At 72.8% G+C, this 18,692-nt stretch carries 15 protein-coding genes; 8 read left to right on the plus strand and 7 right to left on the minus strand.

All coding sequences use genetic code 11. From position 1 onward, the window contains the following. Window positions 1-19: 19 nt before the first annotated feature. Both C4U44_RS15800 and C4U44_RS15805 read left to right on the plus strand, forming a co-directional pair. Window positions 20-1,063 (plus strand): RecB family exonuclease, encoded by a 1,044-nt coding sequence (locus C4U44_RS15800; RefSeq protein ID WP_103886429.1) that lies wholly within the window; start codon window positions 20-22, stop codon window positions 1,061-1,063. Window positions 1,064-1,076: 13 nt separating this feature from the next. Beyond that, window positions 1,077-1,748 (plus strand): response regulator, encoded by a 672-nt coding sequence (locus tag C4U44_RS15805; RefSeq protein WP_103886430.1) that lies wholly within the window; start codon window positions 1,077-1,079, stop codon window positions 1,746-1,748. 158 nt (window positions 1,749-1,906) lie between these two features. Here C4U44_RS15805 and C4U44_RS15810 read toward each other — a convergent pair whose 3' ends face one another. From C4U44_RS15810 to metH, 3 genes are all read right to left on the minus strand, one after another. Continuing rightward, window positions 1,907-3,505, minus strand: a complete 1,599-nt coding sequence (locus tag C4U44_RS15810; RefSeq protein ID WP_103886431.1) for an ABC transporter substrate-binding protein — start codon at window positions 3,503-3,505, stop codon at window positions 1,907-1,909. 210 nt (window positions 3,506-3,715) lie between these two features. Then, on the minus strand, window positions 3,716-4,420 hold the full coding sequence (locus C4U44_RS15815) for an HAD family hydrolase (RefSeq protein ID WP_103886432.1): 705 nt from the start codon (window positions 4,418-4,420) through the stop codon (window positions 3,716-3,718). Between the two features lie 139 nt (window positions 4,421-4,559). Beyond that, on the minus strand, window positions 4,560-8,084 hold the full coding sequence (gene metH / locus C4U44_RS15820; RefSeq protein WP_103886433.1) for a methionine synthase: 3,525 nt from the start codon (window positions 8,082-8,084) through the stop codon (window positions 4,560-4,562). A 326-nt stretch (window positions 8,085-8,410) separates the two neighbouring features. Here metH and C4U44_RS15825 point away from each other — a divergent pair, with 326 nt between their 5' ends. The 4 genes from C4U44_RS15825 to C4U44_RS15840 all read left to right on the plus strand — a co-directional run bounded on the left by C4U44_RS15825 (window position 8,411) and on the right by C4U44_RS15840 (window position 13,554). Next, a complete protein-coding gene (locus C4U44_RS15825; RefSeq protein ID WP_103886434.1) occupies window positions 8,411-9,178 on the plus strand; it encodes an IclR family transcriptional regulator in 768 nt (255 codons plus the stop codon). Between the two features lie 206 nt (window positions 9,179-9,384). Continuing rightward, the gene (locus C4U44_RS15830) at window positions 9,385-10,227 is read left to right on the plus strand and encodes an MIP/aquaporin family protein (RefSeq protein WP_103886435.1); all 843 of its coding nucleotides are present in this window, start codon (window positions 9,385-9,387) and stop codon (window positions 10,225-10,227) included. 118 nt (window positions 10,228-10,345) lie between these two features. Further along, entirely contained in the window at window positions 10,346-11,932 is a 1,587-nt protein-coding gene (gene glpK / locus C4U44_RS15835) for a glycerol kinase GlpK (RefSeq protein WP_103886436.1), read from the plus strand. Window positions 11,933-11,940: 8 nt separating this feature from the next. After that, window positions 11,941-13,554 carry a glycerol-3-phosphate dehydrogenase/oxidase gene (locus C4U44_RS15840; RefSeq protein WP_103886437.1) on the plus strand — a complete coding sequence of 538 codons (1,614 nt, stop codon included), beginning with the start codon at window positions 11,941-11,943 and terminating at the stop codon, window positions 13,552-13,554. 85 nt (window positions 13,555-13,639) lie between these two features. Here the strand turns inward: C4U44_RS15840 and C4U44_RS15845 are convergent, their stop codons facing one another. Both C4U44_RS15845 and C4U44_RS15850 read right to left on the minus strand, forming a co-directional pair. Continuing rightward, window positions 13,640-14,407: a DNA polymerase subunit beta gene (locus C4U44_RS15845; RefSeq protein ID WP_103886438.1), complete on the minus strand. Its 768-nt coding sequence runs from the start codon at window positions 14,405-14,407 to the stop codon at window positions 13,640-13,642. Next, window positions 14,404-14,982 carry a TIGR03086 family metal-binding protein gene (locus C4U44_RS15850; RefSeq protein WP_103886439.1) on the minus strand — a complete coding sequence of 193 codons (579 nt, stop codon included), beginning with the start codon at window positions 14,980-14,982 and terminating at the stop codon, window positions 14,404-14,406. The genes C4U44_RS15845 and C4U44_RS15850 overlap by 4 nt, the downstream gene beginning before the upstream one ends. Window positions 14,983-15,062: 80 nt before the next feature. On the opposite strand from C4U44_RS15850, the gene C4U44_RS15855 reads away from it, so the two are divergent. After that, window positions 15,063-15,857, plus strand: coding sequence for an AraC family transcriptional regulator (locus C4U44_RS15855; protein ID WP_103886440.1), 795 nt, complete (start codon window positions 15,063-15,065; stop codon window positions 15,855-15,857). Between the two features lie 118 nt (window positions 15,858-15,975). Continuing rightward, the gene (locus C4U44_RS15860) at window positions 15,976-16,647 is read left to right on the plus strand and encodes a FadR/GntR family transcriptional regulator (protein ID WP_103886441.1); all 672 of its coding nucleotides are present in this window, start codon (window positions 15,976-15,978) and stop codon (window positions 16,645-16,647) included. Between the two features lie 189 nt (window positions 16,648-16,836). Here the strand turns inward: C4U44_RS15860 and C4U44_RS15865 are convergent, their stop codons facing one another. Both C4U44_RS15865 and C4U44_RS15870 read right to left on the minus strand, forming a co-directional pair. Beyond that, on the minus strand, window positions 16,837-17,697 hold the full coding sequence (locus C4U44_RS15865) for an amidohydrolase family protein (protein WP_103886442.1): 861 nt from the start codon (window positions 17,695-17,697) through the stop codon (window positions 16,837-16,839). Window positions 17,698-17,705: 8 nt separating this feature from the next. Beyond that, window positions 17,706-18,683, minus strand: a complete 978-nt coding sequence (locus C4U44_RS15870; protein ID WP_103886443.1) for an aldo/keto reductase — start codon at window positions 18,681-18,683, stop codon at window positions 17,706-17,708. Between the last annotated feature and the right edge of the window lie 9 nt (window positions 18,684-18,692).

Genomic DNA, 18,692 nt, shown 5'->3' on the forward strand with positions numbered 1-18,692 from the left:
GGCCGTAAGGTCGTCTGCCATGGGGACCCCCGCCGACAGCACCCGACCCGACCACGCGTCACCCGCCCCCGTCCCGCCCGGTGGCGCACCCCCGGACCCCGCCGCGCCGGGTCTGGTGCCGGCCGGCCGGACCTCACCGGAGGCCGGGCGGGCCTCCGGGCGGACCGCGCCCGCGGGTGGGCCGCACGGGGGCGCGCCGCCGCGCCCGCCGGCGTCGCTGTCGCCGTCGCGGGCCGCGGACTTCATGCGCTGCCCGCTGCTGTACCGGCTGCGGGTGATCGACCGGCTGCCGGAGAAGCCGAGCGAGGCCGCGACCCGCGGCACCGTGGTGCACGCGGTGCTGGAGCGGCTCTTCGACTCGCCCGCGGCGGAGCGCACTCCCGAGCGGGCCAGGGCGATGGTGCCCGGGGAGTGGGAGCGGCTGCTGGCGGCCCGCCCGGAGCTGGCCGGGCTGTTCGCCGCGGCGGAGGGCGCGCTGGACGCGGAGGCGCTGGCCGCCTGGCTGGAGAGCGCCGGGCGGCTGGTGGAGCGCTGGTTCACCCTGGAGGACCCGACCCGCCTGGAGCCCGCCGAGCGCGAGCTGTACGTGGAGACGGTGCTGGAGTCCGGCCTCACCCTGCGCGGCTACGTCGACCGGCTCGACGTGGCACCGGCCACCGGCGACCTGCGGGTGGTGGACTACAAGACCGGCAAGGCGCCCCGCCCGGAGTACGCCGACGAGCCGCTCTTCCAGATGCGCTTCTACGCCCTGGTGCTGTGGCGGCTGCGCGGGGTGGTGCCGCGCCGGCTCCAGCTGGTCTACCTCGGCAGCGGCGACGTGCGGACCTACGACCCGTCGCAGGAGGACCTGCTGCGCACCGAGCGGCGGCTGCTGGCGCTGTGGGAGGCGATCAAGGAGGCGACGACCAGCGGGGACTGGCGGCCGCGCCGGACCCCGCTGTGCGGCTGGTGCGACCACCAGGCACTGTGCCCGGAGTTCGGCGGCACTCCCCCGCCGTACCCGCTGCCGCTGGCGCGAATCGCCGGAACCGGGCCGGTCGTGGGCGAGAATGGTCCGGTCTAGCGAAGGAGTACCCGTGGCGATCCGCGTCCTGCTGGTGGACGATCAGCCCCTGTTGCGCACCGGCTTCCGGATGATCCTGGAGGCCGAGCCGGACCTGGCCGTGGTCGGCGAGGCGGGTGACGGCCAGCAGGCGCTGGACCAGGTACGGGCGCTGCAGCCCGACGTGGTGCTGATGGACATCCGGATGCCCCGGATGGACGGTGTCGAGGCGACCCGGCAGATCACCGGTCCCGACCGGTCGGGACCGGCGAAGGTCCTGGTGCTGACCACCTTCGACCTCGACGAGTACGTGGTGGAGGCCCTGCGGGCCGGGGCCAGCGGCTTCCTGCTGAAGGACGCGCCGGCCGCGGAACTCGTGCAGGCGATCCGGGTGGTGGCGGCCGGCGAGGCGATGCTCGCGCCGAGCATCACCCGGCGGCTGCTGGACAAGTACGCGGGCCGGCTCCCCTCGGGCGAGGAGTCGGTGCCGCAGCCGCTGCACGCGCTGACCGAGCGGGAGGTCGAGGTGCTGAAGCTGGTCGCCCGCGGCCTGTCGAACGCGGAGATCGCCGCGGAGCTGTTCGTCAGCGAGACGACCGTGAAGACCCACGTCGGCCATGTGCTGACCAAGCTGGCGCTGCGCGACCGGGTACAGGCGGCGGTGTACGCGTACGAGAGCGGCCTGGTGCGCCCCGGCGCGAACTGACCCGGCCCGTACCCCCGGAGACCGTCGGCTGGGCTCCCTGGTGAACGCGTACGCCCCCGCGCGGCCCTGACGGGCCCTCGCGGGGGCGTTCCGGTCCGGAGGTGCGTACCCGGTCCGGGAGTGCGGCCCGGCCGCCGGGGCGGCCGGGCGCGCCGCGGTCAGCCGGAGGCGCCGCGGCCCAGCTCCCAGAACTGCGTGGTGGTCGAGGAGTTGAGCGCCCACTCCGCGCCGGTGATGTCGTTGCGGGCGGCGATGTACTGGTTGGCCTGCCACAGCGGCAGCATCGGCACCTGCTCGGCGACGAGCTTCTGCGCCTCGCCGAAGGCGTCGGTGGTGGCGCTGCGCTCGGCCTGGCGGCGGGTCTCCGGCAGGATCGTGTCCCGGATCTCCGGCAGGTTGAACGGCAGGGGCAGGAACGTTTCCTTGTCGAAGAACGGCGCGATGTAGTTGTCCGGGTCCGGGAAGTCGGGCAGCCAGTTCAGCGCGAAGACCTGGTACTTCCCCTCGCCGGCCGCCTTGAGGAACGCGTTCCACTGCTCGCTCTTCACGCTGACGTCGAACAGCCCGGAGGCGTCCAGCTGCTTCGCCAGCGCCTCGGCCTCGGCCTGGTTCATCGTGCCGCCCGTGTCGCGGCGGAAGTTGATGGTCAGCGGCACCTTGGCGGTGATGCCCGCCTTGTGGAGCGTCGCCTTGGCGTTCTTGACGCTCGGCTCGCCGTAGGTGTCGTAGAACGAGTTGACGTGGGTGGTGATGCCCTGCGGAACCACCGAGTACAGCGGCACCGCGGTGCGCTGGTACACGTCGCGGGTGATCGCCTGGCGGTCGACGACCTGGGCCATCGCCTGGCGGACGGCGACCTTCTTCAGCGAGGACGCGTCGGTGTTGAGGAACAGGTAGCGCGCCTCGCCGCCGGAGGACTGGGTGAGCTTGAAGTCCGGGTCCGGGTGGGCCTCCAGCTCCTGGATCTGGTCCGGCGCGAGCGTCCGGGTCATCACGTCCAGGCTGCCGGCCTTGAGGGCGTCCTCCATCGTGTCGGACTTGACGTACATCTTGAGCGTGACGGCGCTGTTGTGCATCTTCAGCGTGCCGGCGTAGTGCGAGTTCTTGGAGAACACCGCCTGCTTGCCGGCGGTCCAGGAGTCCAGCTTGTACGGGCCCGAACCGACCAGCCGCCAGCCGGTGTAGGGCTTCGTCGCCGGGTACACCGTGCTGTCGACGATCGCGGCCGCGGGCGTGGCCAGCTTCGCCGGGAACGTCGCGTCGGGCTGCTTGAGGTGGAACACCACGGTCTGCGGGTCGGGCGCGTCCACGGTCTTGACGTCGGATATCAGCGACGACGGGCCGTCGGCCCAGTGGATCTTCTGCATCCGGTCGATGGAGAACTTGACGTCGGTGGAGGTCAGGTCCCGGCCGGTGGAGAACTTCTCGCCCGAGCGCATCGTGCAGGTGTATGTCAGTCCGGAAGTGCCCTGGTAGTGGCACTCCTTGGCCGCGTCCGGCGTCGGCGTGGTGCTGCCGCGCTGGTAGGTCAGCAGCATCTGGAAGGTGTTGTAGAAGACGTTCCAGGTCGCGCTGTCGTACGACGTGGCCGGGTCGAGCGGAGCCGGGTTGTCCTTCGTCAGCTCGATGGTGTCCGTGGTGCCGACGACGATGGGCTTGCCACTGCCGCCGCTGCCTCCGCCGGAACTGCCGCACCCGGTGATCACGGGTGACAACGCGCCGAGCAGGGCCGGCACCACCAGAAGCTTGCGGTTCATCGTTGGTCGTTCTCCTCTTGCGCATGTGCCGGGGGCTCGTGACGCGCCCATAAGGCCGAACAGGGCCGCCCGCGCACCCGGGTTGCGGGAGTACGGGCTGGAGGCAGCGCGGGGCACGCTCGGGCGACGATACCGAGATTGCCGGTGATCAGCACCAATGGGTGGCCAAAGTTCACGGCTGGGGCGAAAGGAACTGCTGTGACGGCACGCTCAGTGAATGCGCGTGCGCAGGGCGCGCAGGAACGGCACGCTGACCTCCTCCAGGGACGCGACGACGGTCCGCCCGGGCGCGGGCGGGATCGGCACCACCGAGGGCACGGCCACGACCCGGCAGCCGGCCGCCTCGGCGGACGCCACGCCGGTGAGGGTGTCCTCGACCACCACGCAGTGCGCCGGGTCCGTGCCGAGCCGCGCGGCGGCGGCCAGATACGGGTCCGGGTGCGGCTTGGTGCGGCCGATCTCGTCGCCGGCCAGGGTGAACGCGAAGTGCTCGGGGCCGAGCGAGCGCAGCATGACGTCGATGGTCCGGCGGTGCGAGGCGGACACCAGCGCGGTGGGCACGGAGTGCGCGGACAGCTCGGTGAGCAGCCGGCGGGCGCCGGGCATCAGCGGGGCGCCCTGGGCGACCAGGTGCTCGAAACGGCTGTTGATGGCGGCCATCAGCTCGTCCTGGGGCGCGGTGGCGCCCGTGACGGCGATCAGGTGGCCCACGCTGCGGGCCATCGGCCCGCCGACCACCACCGAGCGGTGTGCCTCGTCCAGCACGTGCCCGAGGTCCGCGAATACCTCGGACTCCGCCGCCCACCACAGGCCCTCGGTGTCCACCAGGGTCCCGTCCAGGTCCAGGAGCACGGCCCAGGGCCCACCGGGCCCCTGCGCCACACGGGTGTCGGCGACGGGGATGCTGCTGGTCATAGGCCCCACTCCTCAGCTCTGGGGGACACAGAGGCCGGTCGCCACGCCCCGTGGAACACGGGGAGGCAACCGGCCTCTGCCGGACCGACAAGTCTACGTCGGGCTGTTGCGGACCGCTGAACGACGGGTGGACCGCCGGTCAGCGGGCGTTGAAGTACTTGGCCTCCGGGTGGTGGATCACGATCGCGTCGGTGGACTGCTCGGGGTGCAGCTGGAACTCCTCCGACAGCTTGACGCCGATCCGCTCCGGCTCCAGCAGTGCGGCGATCTTGGCCCGGTCCTCCAGCTCGGGGCACGCCCCGTAGCCGAGCGAGAAGCGGGCACCGCGGTACTTCAGGTCGAACATGTCGGTCATGGCGGAGGGGTCCTCGCCGGCGAAGCCGAGCTCGGACCTGACCCGGGCGTGCCAGTACTCGGCGAGCGCCTCGGCGAGCTGGACGGACAGGCCGTGCAGCTCCAGGTAGTCGCGGTACGAGTCGGCGGCGAACAGCTCGTTGGCCGCCTCGGAGACCCGGTTGCCGACGGTGACCACCTGGAAGCCGACCACGTCGGTCTCGCCGGAGTCCTCGGGGCGGAAGAAGTCGGCCAGGCACAGCCGCCGGCCGCGCCGCTGGCGCGGGAAGGTGAAGCGGGTGCGCTCGGTGCCGTCCTCGTGCAGCACGATCAGGTCGTCGCCCTTGGACACGCAGGGGAAGTAACCGTAGGTGACGGCCGCTTCCAGCAGGTGCTCGGACTGGAGCTTGGTCATCAGGCCGCGCAGCCGGGGCCGCCCCTCCGACTCCACCAGCTCCTCGTAGCCGGGCCCGTCGGCGCGGGACTGCTTCAGGCCCCACTGGCCCTTGAACAGCGCGCCCTCGTCCAGCCAGGAGGCGTAGTCGGCGAGCTGGATGCCCTTGACCACCCGGCTGCCCCAGAACGGCGGGGTGGGCACCGGGTTGTCGACGGCGACGTCGGAGCGGACCTGGCCCAGGTTGGGCTGCTCCGGCTCCTCCGGCTGCTCGCGGCGCGGCACCCGGCGGGTCTTGAGCGCCGGCAGCTCCGCGCCGGGCACACCGCGCTTGACGCCGATCAGGGCGTCCATCAGCCGCAGCCCCTCGAAGGCGTCGCGGGCGTAGCGGACCTCGCCGGCGTAGATCTCGTGCAGGTCCTGCTCGACGTAGGCGCGGGTGAGGGCGGCGCCGCCCAGGATCACCGGGTAGTCGGTGGACATGCCGCGCTGGTTGAGCTCCTCCAGGTTCTCCTTCATGATCACCGTGGACTTCACCAGCAGGCCGGACATCCCGATCACGTCGGCGCGGTGCTCCTGGGCGGCGTCCAGGATCGCGGACACCGGCTGCTTGATGCCGAGGTTGACCACGTTGTAGCCGTTGTTCGACAGGATGATGTCGACCAGGTTCTTGCCGATGTCGTGCACGTCGCCGCGGACGGTGGCCAGCACGATGGTGCCCTTGCCGCCGCCGTCGTCGCTCTTCTCCATGTGCGGTTCGAGGTAGGCCACGGCGGTCTTCATCACCTCGGCCGACTGGAGCACGAACGGCAGCTGCATCTGGCCGGAGCCGAACAACTCGCCGACCACCTTCATGCCGGACAGCAGCGTGTCGTTGACGATGTCGAGGGCCGGGCGCTCGGCCAGTGCCTCGTCCAGGTCGGCGGTCAGGCCGTTCTTCTCGCCGTCGATGATCCGGCGCTGCAGGCGCTCCTCCAGCGGCAGCGCCATCAGCTCCTCGGCGCGGCCCGCCTTCAGCGACTTGGAGTCGACGCCCTCGAAGAGCTCCATCAGCTTCTGCAGCGGGTCGTAGCCCTCGCTGCGGCGGTCGTAGACCAGGTCGTGGGCGGCCTGCCGCTGCTCCTCGGGGATGCGCGCGATCGGCAGGATCTTCGCGGCGTGCACGATCGCGGAGTCGAGGCCGGCCTTGACGCACTCGTCGAGGAACACCGAGTTGAGGGCGGTGCGGGCGGCCGGATTCAGGCCGAAGGAGATGTTGGACAGGCCCAGCGTGGTCTGCACGTCGGGGTGGCGGCGCTTGAGTTCGCGGATCGCCTCGATGGTGGCGATGCCGTCCTTGCGGGACTCCTCCTGGCCGGTGCAGATGGTGAAGGTCAGGCAGTCGATGAGGATGTCGGACTCGCGGATGCCCCAGTTGCCGGTGAGGTCGGCGATCAGCCGCTCGGCGATCTCCACCTTCTTCTCGACGGTACGCGCCTGTCCCTCCTCGTCGATGGTCAGCGCGATCAGCGCGGCGCCGTGCTCGGCCGCCAGCGCGGTGACCCGGGCGAAGCGGGACTCGGGGCCGTCGCCGTCCTCGTAGTTGACCGAGTTGAGCACCGCGCGGCCGCCGAGCTTCTCCAGGCCGGCCCGCAGCACGTCCACCTCGGTGGAGTCCAGCACGATCGGCAGGGTGGAGGCGGTGGCGAACCGGCCGGCGATCTCGGCCATGTCGGCGACGCCGTCCCGGCCGACGTAGTCCACGCACAGGTCGAGCAGGTGGGCGCCCTCGCGGATCTGGTCGCGGGCCATCTCCACGCAGTCCTCCCAGCGGCCCTCCAGCATCGCCTCGCGGAACTTCTTCGAGCCGTTGGCGTTGGTGCGCTCGCCGATGGCCAGGTACGAGGTGTCCTGCCGGAACGGCACGGTCTGGTACAGCGAGGCGGCGCCGGGCTCGGGACGCGGGTCGCGCGGCCTGATGTCGTGGCCGCCGATCCGGTCCACCAGCTGGCGCAGGTGCTCCGGGGTGGTGCCGCAGCAGCCGCCGACCAGGGACAGGCCGTACTCCTGGGCGAACGTCTCGTGCGCGTCGGCGAGTTCGGACGGCGACAGCGGGTAGTGCGCGCCGTCCTTGGTGAGGACCGGCAGGCCCGCATTGGGCATGCAGGTCAGCGGGATGCGGGAGTGGCGGGCGAGGTAGCGCAGGTGCTCGCTCATCTCGGCCGGGCCGGTGGAGCAGTTCAGGCCGATCAGGTCGATGCCGAGCGGTTCGAGCGCGGTCAGCGCGGCGCCGATCTCCGAGCCGAGCAGCATCGTGCCGGTGGTCTCCACGGCGACGGAGCAGATCAGCGGGAGGTTCGCTCCGACGGCGGCCATCGCGCGGCGCGAGCCGACCAGCGCCGCCTTGACCTGGAGCAGGTCCTGCATGGTCTCCACGACCAGGGCGTCGGCGCCGCCGGCGATCAGGCCGGCCGCGTTGGCCTGGTAGCCGTCGCGCAGGGTCGCGTAGTCGGTGTGGCCGAGGGTGGGCAGCTTGGTGCCGGGGCCGATCGAGCCGAGCACGAAGCGGCGGCGGCCGTCGGCGGCGAAGCCGTCGGCGACCTCGCGGGCCAGCCGGGCACCGGCCTCGGAGAGCTCCTCGATCCGCTCGGGGATGTCGTACTCGGTCATCGCCGAGTGGTTGGCGCCGAAGGTGTTGGTCTCGACGCAGTCGACGCCCGCCTGGAAGTACGCCTCGTGGACCGAGCGCACGATGTCCGGACGGGTGACGTTCAGGATCTCGTTGCAGCCCTCGAGCTGCTGGAAGTCGTCGAGCGTGGGGTCCTGGGCCTGGAGCATGGTGCCCATCGCGCCGTCGGCGACGACGATCCGCGAGGCGAGGGCCTCCCGTAGCGCGGTGACCCGGGCCGCGTCGTGCGCGGACGGGGCGTGACTGGACGAGGGGGACGGCGATGCCATGGACTGCTCCCTGGGGTGCGACGGCTGTCGGCTATGCGCTGCCACGCCCGCAGGCGTGGCACGCACCCCGCCAGGGTAGCGGGCGTGGACACGCGGGGCCCGGACGTTTCCGAGGGGCGGACGGGTGGTGCCACCCGGGCGGCGCTGTTCTGGCAGGTGGCGGCGGTGGGGGTCTGGCTCGGCTCTGCCATGATGAAGGAGGATGAAGGTCGACATTGTCGACCGCGTCCCTGCTTCCCTCCGACCGTACCGCCGACACCCGCACGACCCGTCGATCCGTGCCCGCCACCGACCCGCACCGTCCCGTACCTCTTGGAGCGTCCGCCATGCCAGGTCCCATCCAGTCACTGGAACGCGCCGCGGCGATCCTGCGGCTGCTGGCCGGCGGCGAGCGCCGGCTCGGGCTGTCGGACGTGGCGTCCTCACTCGGACTGGCCAAGGGCACCGCGCACGGCATCCTGCGCACCCTCCAGCAGGAGGGCTTCGTCGAGCAGGACCCGGTGTCGGGGAAGTACCAGCTCGGCGCGGAGCTGCTGCGGCTGGGCAACAGTTTCCTCGACGTGCACGAGCTGCGGGCCCGCGCCCTGGTGTGGACCGACGACCTGGCCAGGTCCAGCGGCGAGTCGGCGTACCTGGGCGTGCTGCACCAGCAGGGCGTGCTGATCGTGCACCACGTCTTCCGGCCGGACGACAGCCGGCAGGTGCTGGAGGTGGGCGCGATGCAGCCGCTGCACAGCACCGCGCTCGGCAAGGTGCTGGCGGCGTACGACCCGGTGGCGCACAGCGAGGCCGCCGAGGGCGAGCGGGCCGCGCTGACCGGGCGGACGGTGACCTCGGCCGCGGACTTCGAGGCGCTGCTCGACCTGACCCGGGCCCGGGGCTGGGCCGCCGACCTGGAGGAGACCTGGGAGGGCGTGGCGTCGATCGCCGCGCCCGTGTACGACCGGCGCCGGATGCCGGTCGGGGCGGTGGGCATCAGCGGCGCGGTGGAGCGGGTCTGCGACGACGACGGCGCGATCAGGCCGCGACTGGTGGCGGCGGTGCGGGACTGCGCGCGGGCGGTCTCCCGCGACCTGGGCGCGGGCCGGTTCTGAGCGCCGCCCCGGGCGGTTCCGGCGGGGCGCGGAGAGGGCACGGGAGCGGCGGCGGGCCGCCCGCCCGCGTGGACGGTGAGTCTGCTCGGTCACATGGCTATTGACCTGGTCATCGTGGGGGGCGAGACTTTCGACCTGCGGTCGACAATGTCGAACAACGGACGGCTGGCCGGCCGCGGCTCAGGGACTGAGACAAAGGAGTCGATGTGTCCAACGGCCACATAGTCATCGGTGAACTCTTCGGAACCGCCGTTCTGATCCTGCTCGGCGGCGGAGTGTGTGCCGCGGTGACGCTCAAACGATCCAAGGCCCTGGACGCCGGCTGGGTGGCGATCTCCTTCGGCTGGGGCCTCGCGGTGCTGGCCGGCGCCTACATCGCCAACGGCTACTCCGGTGGCCAGCTGAACCCGGCCGTCACCTTGGGCATCGCCATCAAGACCGGCGAGTGGAGCACGATGCCCTACTACCTGATCGGCGAGTTCGGCGGGGCGATCATCGGCGCGGTGCTGGTCTGGCTGGCCTACCTCGGCCAGTTCCAGGCGCACCTCACCGACCCCGAGGTGGTGGGCGGGCCGGACGGCCGCGCCGAGCGGACCGCGGAGGGCGCGCCCGGCGCCGAGGCCGCGCCGAAGGCGGACCCGGCCGGACCCAGCACCGGCAACCCGGCGCAGCCCGGCGGACCGGTGCTCGGCATCTTCTCGACCGGCCCGGAGATCCGCAACCCGGTGCAGAACCTGCTCACCGAGATCATCGCCACCGCGGTGCTGGTGCTGTTCATCCTCACCCAGGGCATGACCAAGGGCCTGGCCCTCAACGGCCTGGGCATCCTGCTCACCGCGCTGCTGGTGGTCGGCATCGGCCTGTCGCTCGGCGGCCCGACCGGCTACGCGATCAACCCGGCCCGCGACCTCGGACCGCGGATCGTGCACGCGCTGCTGCCGCTGCCCAACAAGGGCGGCTCGGACTGGGGCTACGCGTGGATTCCGGTGGTCGGCCCGCTTGTCGGCGCCGCGATCGCCGGCGGGCTGTACAGGCTGGCCTTCATGTGACCCGCACAGCCCGACGCAGCAGCCACCGGGTGGGCAGCCCGGACCGGACCGCACCACCCGTCCGACGGCGCCCACCGTCCACCGCCCGCCCGACACCAGATCACCGCAGGAGCACATCGTGACCGACACCCCGAACGGCACCGCCGCCGACTCCGCCGACTCCGGCTCCTCGCACGGCTCCGGCCCGTTCATCGCCGCCATCGACCAGGGCACCACGTCCAGCCGCTGCATCGTCTTCGACCGGGACGGCCGGATCGTCGCCGTCGACCAGAAGGAGCACGAGCAGATCTTCCCCAAGCCGGGGTGGGTCGAGCACGACGCCGCCGAGATCTGGACCAACGTCCAGGAAGTGGTGGCCGGCGCGATCCGCAAGGCCGCCCAGGACATCCCCGGCTTCACCCCCGCCGACGTGAAGGCGATCGGCATCACCAACCAGCGCGAGACGACGCTGCTGTGGGACCGGCACACCGGTGAGCCGGTGCACAACGCCCTGGTCTGGCAGGACACCCGCACCGACACGCTCTGCCGGGAACTGGGCCGGGACGTCGGCCAGGACCGGTTCCGCGCGACGACCGGCCTGCCGCTGGCGTCGTACTTCGCCGGGCCGAAGATCCGCTGGCTGCTGGACCACGTGGACGGCCTGCGCGAGCGCGCCGAGGCGGGCGACATCCTCTTCGGCACCATGGACTCCTGGGTGATCTGGAACCTCACCGGCGGGGTGAACGGCGGCGTGCACGTCACCGACGTCACCAACGCCTCCCGCACCCTGCTGATGGACCTGCGCAGCCTGGACTGGGACCAGGACATCCTCGACGCGATCGGCGTCCCGGCGGCGGTCCTGCCGCAGATCCGCTCCTCCTCCGAGGTGTACGGCACCGCGACCATCGGCGGGCTGGAGGACGTGCCGGTGGCCTCCGCGCTCGGCGACCAGCAGGCCGCGCTGTTCGGCCAGACCTGCTTCTCGCAGGGCGAGGCCAAGTCCACCTACGGCACCGGCACCTTCATGCTGCTGAACACCGGCAGCACCCCGGTCGACTCCCGCAACGGCCTGATCACCACCGTCGGCTACCGGATCGGCGACGACGCCCCCGTGTACGCGCTGGAGGGCTCCATCGCGGTCACCGGTGCGCTGGTGCAGTGGATGCGCGACCAGATGGGGCTGATCAGCACCGCCGCCGAGATCGAGACGCTGGCGCTGACGGTCGAGGACAACGGCGGCGCGTACTTCGTGCCCGCCTTCTCCGGGCTGTTCGCGCCCTACTGGCAGGACGACGCCCGCGGGGTGATCGCCGGACTGACCCGCTACGTCACCAAGGCGCACATCGCCCGCGCCGTGCTGGAGGCGACCGCCTGGCAGACCCGGGAGATCGCCGACGCGATGACCAAGGACTCCGGGGTCGAACTGGCCGCGCTGAAGGTCGACGGCGGCATGACCTCCAACAACCTGCTCATGCAGACCCTCGCCGACGTGCTGGACGCACCCGTGGTGCGCCCGATGGTCGCCGAGACCACCTGCCTGGGCGCGGCCTACGCCGCCGGCCTCGCCGTCGGCTTCTGGCCGGACACCGACGCGCTGCGCGCCAACTGGAAGCGCGCGGCGGAGTGGACGCCCCGGATGGACGGGGCGGACCGGGACCGCGAGTACCACAACTGGCGCAAGGCCGTGACGCGGACCATGGGCTGGATCGAAGAAGAGGAGCACTGAGGAAAACCATGACCACCCTGCAACGCGTCCCCGCACTGGGGACGCACCCGACCGCCGGTGCGACCCCCGGGCGGGCCCAGACCCGCGACCTGCTCGGGCACGCCACGTACGACCTGCTGGTGATCGGCGGCGGCATCCTCGGCATCACCACCGCCTGGCACGCCGCGCAGTCGGGACTGCGGGTGGCGATGGTGGACGCCGGCGACTTCGCCGGCGCCACCTCCTCGGCCTCCTCCAAGCTGCTGCACGGCGGCCTGCGCTACCTCCAGACCGGAGCGGTGCGGCTGGTCGCCGAGAACCACCTCGAGCGGCGCGCCGTCTCCCGCGACGTCGCGCCGCACCTGGCCAACCCGCTCACCTTCTACCTGCCGGTGTACAAGGGCGGCCCGCACGGCGCGGCCAAGCTCGGCGCGGGCGTGTTCGCGTACTCCGCGCTGTCGGCGTTCCGCGACGGGGTCGGCCACGTCATCACCCCGGCCCGGGCCGCGCGCGACGTGCCGGAGCTGCGCACCGACAACCTGCGCGCGGTCGCGGTCTACGAGGACGGGCAGATGAACGACGCCCGGATGGCGCTGATGACGGTCCGGGCGGCGGTCGGCGCGGGGGCGACCGTGCTCAACCACGCCGAGGTCACCGGGCTGCGCTTCACCCGCGGCCGGGTCACCGGTGCCGATCTGCGCGACCGCACCGACGGCACCGAGTTCGGCGTCGACGCGCGCCTGGTGCTCAACGCGACCGGCCCGTGGGTGGACCACCTGCGGCGGATGGAGGACCCGGCCGCGGACCCGTCGATCCGGCTGTCCAAGGGCGCCCATCTGGTGCTGAAGCGGACCTCGCCGTGGCGGGCCGCGCTGGCCACGCCGATCGACAAGTACCGGATCACCTTCGCCCTGCCGTGGGAGGACATGCTGCTGCTCGGCACGACCGACGAGGCGTACGAGGGCGACCCGCGCGACGTGGCGGTCACCGACACCGACATCCGCCAGATCCTCGACGAGGCGTCGTTGTCCGTCCGGGACCAGCAGCTCACCCGGGACCTGATCACGTACTCCTTCGCGGGCCTGCGGGTGCTGCCCGGCGGCCCGGGTGACACCGCGAAGGCCAAGCGGGAGACGGTGGTCACCGAGGGCCGCGGCGGCATGCTGTCGGTCGCGGGCGGCAAGTGGACGACCTTCCGGCACATCGGCCGCACGGTGCTCGCCAAGCTCGCGGAACTGCCCGGTCACCCGCTCGCCGACGACATGGAGCCGCTGTCCCGGCTGCCGCGGCACGCCCCGCTGCCCGGGTTCTCCAGCCCCGGCGCGGTCGCGCACCGCCTGGTCGTCGACGGGACCGCGCCCGGCCCGCGGATGGCCGGCGACACCGCCGGGCACCTCGCCCGGCACTACGGCTCGCTCGCCTTCGACATCGCCCGCCTCGCCAACGAGGACCCGGCGCTGGCGGAGCGGGTGCACCCGGACGCGCCGGAGATCTGGGCCCAGGTGGTCTACGCCCGCGACCACGAGTGGGCGTACGACGTGGACGACGTGCTGCGGCGGCGGACCACGCTGACGATCCGCGGCCTGGACACCCCCGAGGTGCGCGCGGGCGTGGCCCGCATCCTGGAGGCGCGCCGGGACTGAGGCGCTCCGCCGTATACCGGGCCGGCCCCCGGAGCCCGCTTCCCCGGGCTTCGGGGGCCGGTTCGTGCCCGGGTTCCGTGCCCGGCTACGACACGGGGGCCAGCAGCGCGTCGAGCTCCGCCAGGAGCGCGTCGGGGTGCCGGCGGCCGATCCGGTCCAGCAGGACCAGCCAGCGTTCCCGGCCCTCGCGCCACAGGCCGGCGAGCGTGCCGGCGGCGACCGACTCGACGGTACGCCGCGGCAGTTCGGCCTCCGCGGCGCGGGACGGGGTCAGCCAGTGCGCGGTGCTGTCCTCGGCGAGGCGGGCCATCCACAGCAGGTGGCGGGCGGCGTGCGCGAGGGCATCCTGCGCGCGCAGCCGCTCGCCGCGGGCGGTGACGTGCGCCGCGAGCACCATCCAGTTCGCGAACCGGCCGCACAGGTCGGCGATCTCGTCCGGGGTGGCGGGCAGCACCGCCTGCTCGGGCAGCGCGGCCAGCACCGGGGTGAGCGCGCCGTCGCGGTCCACCACGACCATCGCGTCGACGGCCGCGCCCCGGGCCGGCCACTGCGCCACCGACGCGATGTCCTCGGTGGTGGCGAAGTGGAACTCGCCGCGGACCGGGCCCGGGAAGAGGGCCACGTGGGTGCCGAACTCGTTGCGCAGCACCAGGTGCACCGGAGCGACCTCGGCGCACCACCGCTCCGGATCGAGGACGGCCCGCGCCTTCGGGTCCAGGAACAGCCAGAACTCGACGTCGCTGTGCGCGTCGCCCTCCCCCGCCGCGAACGAGCCGTACATCAGGGCCGCGCGGATGCTCTCGTCGTCCCGGCACAGCGCCCGGACCCGGTCGATCAGTTCGTACTGGATCACGCGCGCCAGTATGGGTCCCGGCCGGAACGGGCGACAGCGGTTTCCAGCACGGACGCCCCGGAGCGGGCCGGGACCGGCTCGGCGAAGCCCTCGTACTGGCGGTACATCGCGGCGAACTCCTCGACCGTGTCGAGCATGAGCTGCGCGGTCCCCTCGTCCGCGCGGTACTCCTGGCCGGTGGCCTTCGCCAGGTCCCAGGCGTGCAGGGTGAGTTCGAGGAAGAGCATCCGGGCCACGGCACCGGCCGGCATCGCCGCGTCGCCCATCGGGACCTCGCCCTCCCACGCGGCCGGTTCGGCCCAGGCGGCCAGCGCGCGGTCCAGGTCCAGGGCGTAGGCCGCGGCCCAGTCCGGCGCGGCGGTGAAGTCGCGGGTGGCCAGATCGTCGGGATGCGGCTCGCGCCGGGCCCGCAGCTCCATGCCGACGCCGGTGTACGCGACGAGGTGGTTGGTCAGCGCGCGGGTGTCGTACGCGGGGCAGGGCGTCACGGCGGCGAACCGTCCGGGGTCGACGGCCGCGGTGATCCGGACGGCTTCGGCGGCGGCGCTGGTCATCTGGGGGTGGATGGTGTCCATGGGCCCGACGTTAGGGCCGCCGAACCGGGCCGGTCTTGAAGAAACGCGACAGGCCGTCCGGTCCTTCCTAGGCTGGGCCCATGAGCGGGCACGGGATGCGACGCGGGGTGCTGCGGCCGCAGGAGGCGGCACGGCACCTCGAACTGCGGGTGCACCCGCCGGCGGACGCGCTCGCCGGGTACGTGGAGTACTACTGGAACCCGCGCTGGGACCTGCGCGGCCGCCCCGACCACGTGCAGGACGTCCTCGCGCACCCCAACGTGCACCTGGTCCTGGAGGAGTCGGGCGCCCTGGTCTACGGGGTGCAGCGCGCGGTGTACCGCCGGGTGCTGTCCGGGCGCGGGCAGGCGTTCGGGGTGCGGTTCCGGGCCGGGGCGTTCCGGCCGTTCGCCGGCGGGCCGGTGGCCGAACTGGTGGACCGCGCGGTGCCGGCCGCGGAGTACTTCGGCGCCGGGGTGACCGCGCTGCGCCGGGAGGTGCTGGCGCGGGACGACCTGGAGGCGATGGCCGCGGCGGTCGACCGGTTCCTGCTGGGCGTGCTGCCGGCCGAGCCCGACCCGCGGGTGGCCGAGGTGGGGGCGCTGGTGGACCGGCTGACCGCGGGGCCCGGCACGCCGCGGGTCGACGCGCTCGCCCGGGAACTGGGCATGCCGGTGCGCCGGTTGCAGCGGCTGTTCGCGGAATACGTCGGAGCGTCGCCGAAGTGGGTGCTGCGCCGGGCCCGGCTGCACGAGGCCGCCGCGCGCGCGGACGAGGGCACCCGGCCCGACTGGCCCCGGCTCGCCGCCGAGCTCGGTTACGCGGACCAGTCGCACTTCATCCGGGACTTCACCGCCGCCACCGGGGTGCCGCCCACGCACTACGCCGCCGGATGATCCGCGGGACCGGTTCGGGCGACCGTTAGGACCAGGACGGGTTGTGGCTCATAATGGAGATACATCGGAGGTCTGGCACATCGTGGTGCCGGGAGATGTGGAACTGGGGAGGGCCCGGATGGCGGTCACGGATGAGGCGATCGAGAAGATCAAAGAGATGATCGTCTCGGGGGCGCTGCGGCCGGGCGACCGGCTGCCCAAGGAGAGCGAACTCGCGGCTGAGCTGGGACTCTCCCGCAACTCCCTGCGCGAGGCGGTGCGCGCGCTGTCGCTGATCCGCATCCTCGACGTGCGCCAGGGCGACGGCACCTACGTCACCAGCCTCGACCCCCAACTCCTGCTGGAAGCCTTGAGCTTCGTGGTGGACTTCCACCGGGACGACACGGTGCTGGAGTTCCTGGCGGTGCGGCGCATCCTCGAGCCGGCCGCCACCGCGATGGCGGCGGTGCGGATCACCCCGGAGGACCTCGACACGCTGGAGGGCAAGCTCGACGCGCTCGGGCCGACCCCGTCCGTGGAGGAACTGGTCGCCTCCGACCTGGAGTTCCACCGCGGCATCGTCCAGGGCTCCGGCAACTCCGTGCTCTGCTCGCTGCTGGACGGGCTCTCCGGCCCGACCACCCGGGCGCGCGTCTGGCGCGGGCTCACCCAGGAGGACGCGGTCAGCCGCACGCTGCACGAGCACCGCGCGATTCTGGCTGCGCTTCGTGATCGGGATGCGGAGGCCGCGCGTTCCTGGGCCACGGTTCACGTCGCCAGCGTCGAGCAATGGCTGAGGTCCACCCTCTAGGAGGGTGCCCTGACCCTCCGGGGTGCCCCGTCCTGTATCGACGGGACCTTGCGGTCCGCGGTGGCTTGTCGCGCAGTTCCCCGCGCCCCTTGGTTGGTGGCCCTCCTTTCGCGGAAGGAGTCGCACATACCCAGGGGCGCGGGGAACTGCGCGAACAACCCCCCACCGGCACGTGGTCCCTCGAACGGCCTAGCGGGGCACCCCGGCGGGTCCGCCCAACCCGTAGGCGCGGACCGCGTTCCCCCCGAGCACCGCATCCCGCTCATCGGGGTCGAGGGACGCGATCGCCTGCTCCGCGAGAGCGAACACATCGGAGTAGCGCCCCGCCAGCGTGCAGACCGGCCAGTCGGAGCCGAACAGGACCCGGTCGGAGCCGAAGGACGCGAGGACGTGGCGGGCGTAGGGCAGGACGTCCTGGGGGCGCCAGGACTCCCAGTCCGCCTCGGTGACCAGCCCGGACAGCTTGCACGTCACGTTCGGGTGGTCGGCGAGCCCGGAGATCAGCTCGGCCCAGGGCTCCCACTCCCCCGCGGCGATCTGCGGCTTGCCCGCGTGGTCCAGGACGAACCGCACCTCGGGCAGTTCCTCGACCACCCCGAGGGCGGCCGGCAGTTCCCGCAGCGTGACGAGCAGGTCGAAGGCGAGGCCGGCGGCGCCCACCGCGTGCAGTCCGGCGCGGACATCGGGCCGGTCCAGCCAGAGCGGGTCGACCTCGTCCTGGACCTGGTGGCGGATGCCGACCAGCGGGCCGGCCTCGGCCAGTTCGGCGAGCACGCCGGGCAGGGAGCGGGGGTCGGTGAGGTCGGCCCAGCCGACCACCCCCGCGATCCGGCCGTGCGAGCCGCGGGCGAGGGCCAGCAGTTCGCGGGTCTCGTCGAGCGAGGAGCTGGACTGGACCGCGATGGTGGCCTCGATGCCGTGCGCGTCGAGCAGCGGCTCCAGCTCGGGCAGCGTGAAGGTGCGGCTGATGGGTGCGAGGGCGTCGCCGCGCAGCCAGGGCTGGCGGCGCCGGTCGAGGTCCCACAGGTGGTGGTGCGCGTCGATTCTCATCGTCCGGATCACTTCCCCGTCAGCGGCAGCGGTACGTCGGCGTCGAGCAGACCCTCGTCGACCAGGGCGTGCCAGAGGGCGTCGGGGATCTCGTACCCGAACATCGCGGCGTTGTCGCGGACCTCCGCCTCGCTCGCCGCGCCGACCAGCGCGCAGACCACCGACGGGTGGGCGAAGGGGTAGCGCAGGGCGGCCGCCCGCAGCGGCACCCCGAACCGGGCGCAGACCCGCTGGATGTCCTGGGCGCGGGCGAGCAGGTCGACCGGCGCGGCGGCGTAGTTGTAGTGGGCGCCGGGGCTCGGGTCGGCGAGCAGCCCGGAGTTGTAGACGCCGCCCACGACCACCCGGGTGCCGCGCCGCTCGCAGACCGGCAGCAGGTCGTCGTAGGCGGTGCGCTCCAGCAGCGTCCAGCGGCCGGCGCACAGCACCACGTCGACGTCGAGGTCGGCGACGAGGCGGGCCATCACCCCGCTGTAGTTCATGCCGAAGCCGATCGCCTTGACCATGCCCTGGTCGCGCAGGGCGGCGAGCGCCGGGAAGCCGGTGGCGTACACCTCACGCAGGTGGTCCTCGACGTCGTGCAGGTAGACGATGTCGACGCTGTCCACGCCGAGGCGGCTCAGCGAGCCCTCCAGGGTGGCCTGGATGCCGTCCGCGCTGAAGTCCCAGACCCGGGCCCGGGCGGGGCTCTCCTCGAAGCCCTGGCCGTCCGGCGCCTCGCCGGGGCCGAGGTCGCGCAGCCGGCGGCCGACCTTGGTGGACAGCAGGTACGACCCGCGGTCGCGCCCGGCCAGCGCCCGCCCGAGCCGTTCCTCCGAGCGGCCCACTCCGTAGTGCGGGGCGGTGTCGAGATAGGCCACGTCCCCGCCGGAGGTCTCGAACGCGGCGGCCACGGTCGCCTCGGCCTGCTCGTCGGTGATCGCGGTGTAGAGGTTGGCCAGCGGTGCGCAGCCGAGGCCGAGCCGGGGCAGTGCCGGTACGGGCATGGGGTGGGC

The organism is Actinacidiphila yanglinensis, from assembly GCF_900107965.1.
In the GTDB taxonomy this organism is placed as follows: domain Bacteria; phylum Actinomycetota; class Actinomycetes; order Streptomycetales; family Streptomycetaceae; genus Actinacidiphila; species Actinacidiphila yanglinensis.

What these genes read in the sequence shown, in the direction of transcription:
- C4U44_RS15800 (WP_103886429.1), top strand. Translation starts at nt 20, where the DNA reads ATGGGGACCCCCGCCGACAGCACCCGACCCGACCACGCGTCACCCGCC.
- C4U44_RS15810 (WP_103886431.1), bottom strand. Translation starts at nt 3,505, where the DNA reads ATGAACCGCAAGCTTCTGGTGGTGCCGGCCCTGCTCGGCGCGTTGTCA.
- C4U44_RS15815 (WP_103886432.1), bottom strand. Translation starts at nt 4,420, where the DNA reads ATGACCAGCAGCATCCCCGTCGCCGACACCCGTGTGGCGCAGGGGCCC.
- metH (WP_103886433.1), bottom strand. Translation starts at nt 8,084, where the DNA reads ATGGCATCGCCGTCCCCCTCGTCCAGTCACGCCCCGTCCGCGCACGAC.
- C4U44_RS15825 (WP_103886434.1), top strand. Translation starts at nt 8,411, where the DNA reads ATGCCAGGTCCCATCCAGTCACTGGAACGCGCCGCGGCGATCCTGCGG.
- C4U44_RS15840 (WP_103886437.1), top strand. Translation starts at nt 11,941, where the DNA reads ATGACCACCCTGCAACGCGTCCCCGCACTGGGGACGCACCCGACCGCC.
- C4U44_RS15850 (WP_103886439.1), bottom strand. Translation starts at nt 14,982, where the DNA reads ATGGACACCATCCACCCCCAGATGACCAGCGCCGCCGCCGAAGCCGTC.
- C4U44_RS15855 (WP_103886440.1), top strand. Translation starts at nt 15,063, where the DNA reads ATGAGCGGGCACGGGATGCGACGCGGGGTGCTGCGGCCGCAGGAGGCG.
- C4U44_RS15860 (WP_103886441.1), top strand. Translation starts at nt 15,976, where the DNA reads ATGGCGGTCACGGATGAGGCGATCGAGAAGATCAAAGAGATGATCGTC.
- C4U44_RS15865 (WP_103886442.1), bottom strand. Translation starts at nt 17,697, where the DNA reads ATGAGAATCGACGCGCACCACCACCTGTGGGACCTCGACCGGCGCCGC.
- C4U44_RS15870 (WP_103886443.1), bottom strand. Translation starts at nt 18,683, where the DNA reads ATGCCCGTACCGGCACTGCCCCGGCTCGGCCTCGGCTGCGCACCGCTG.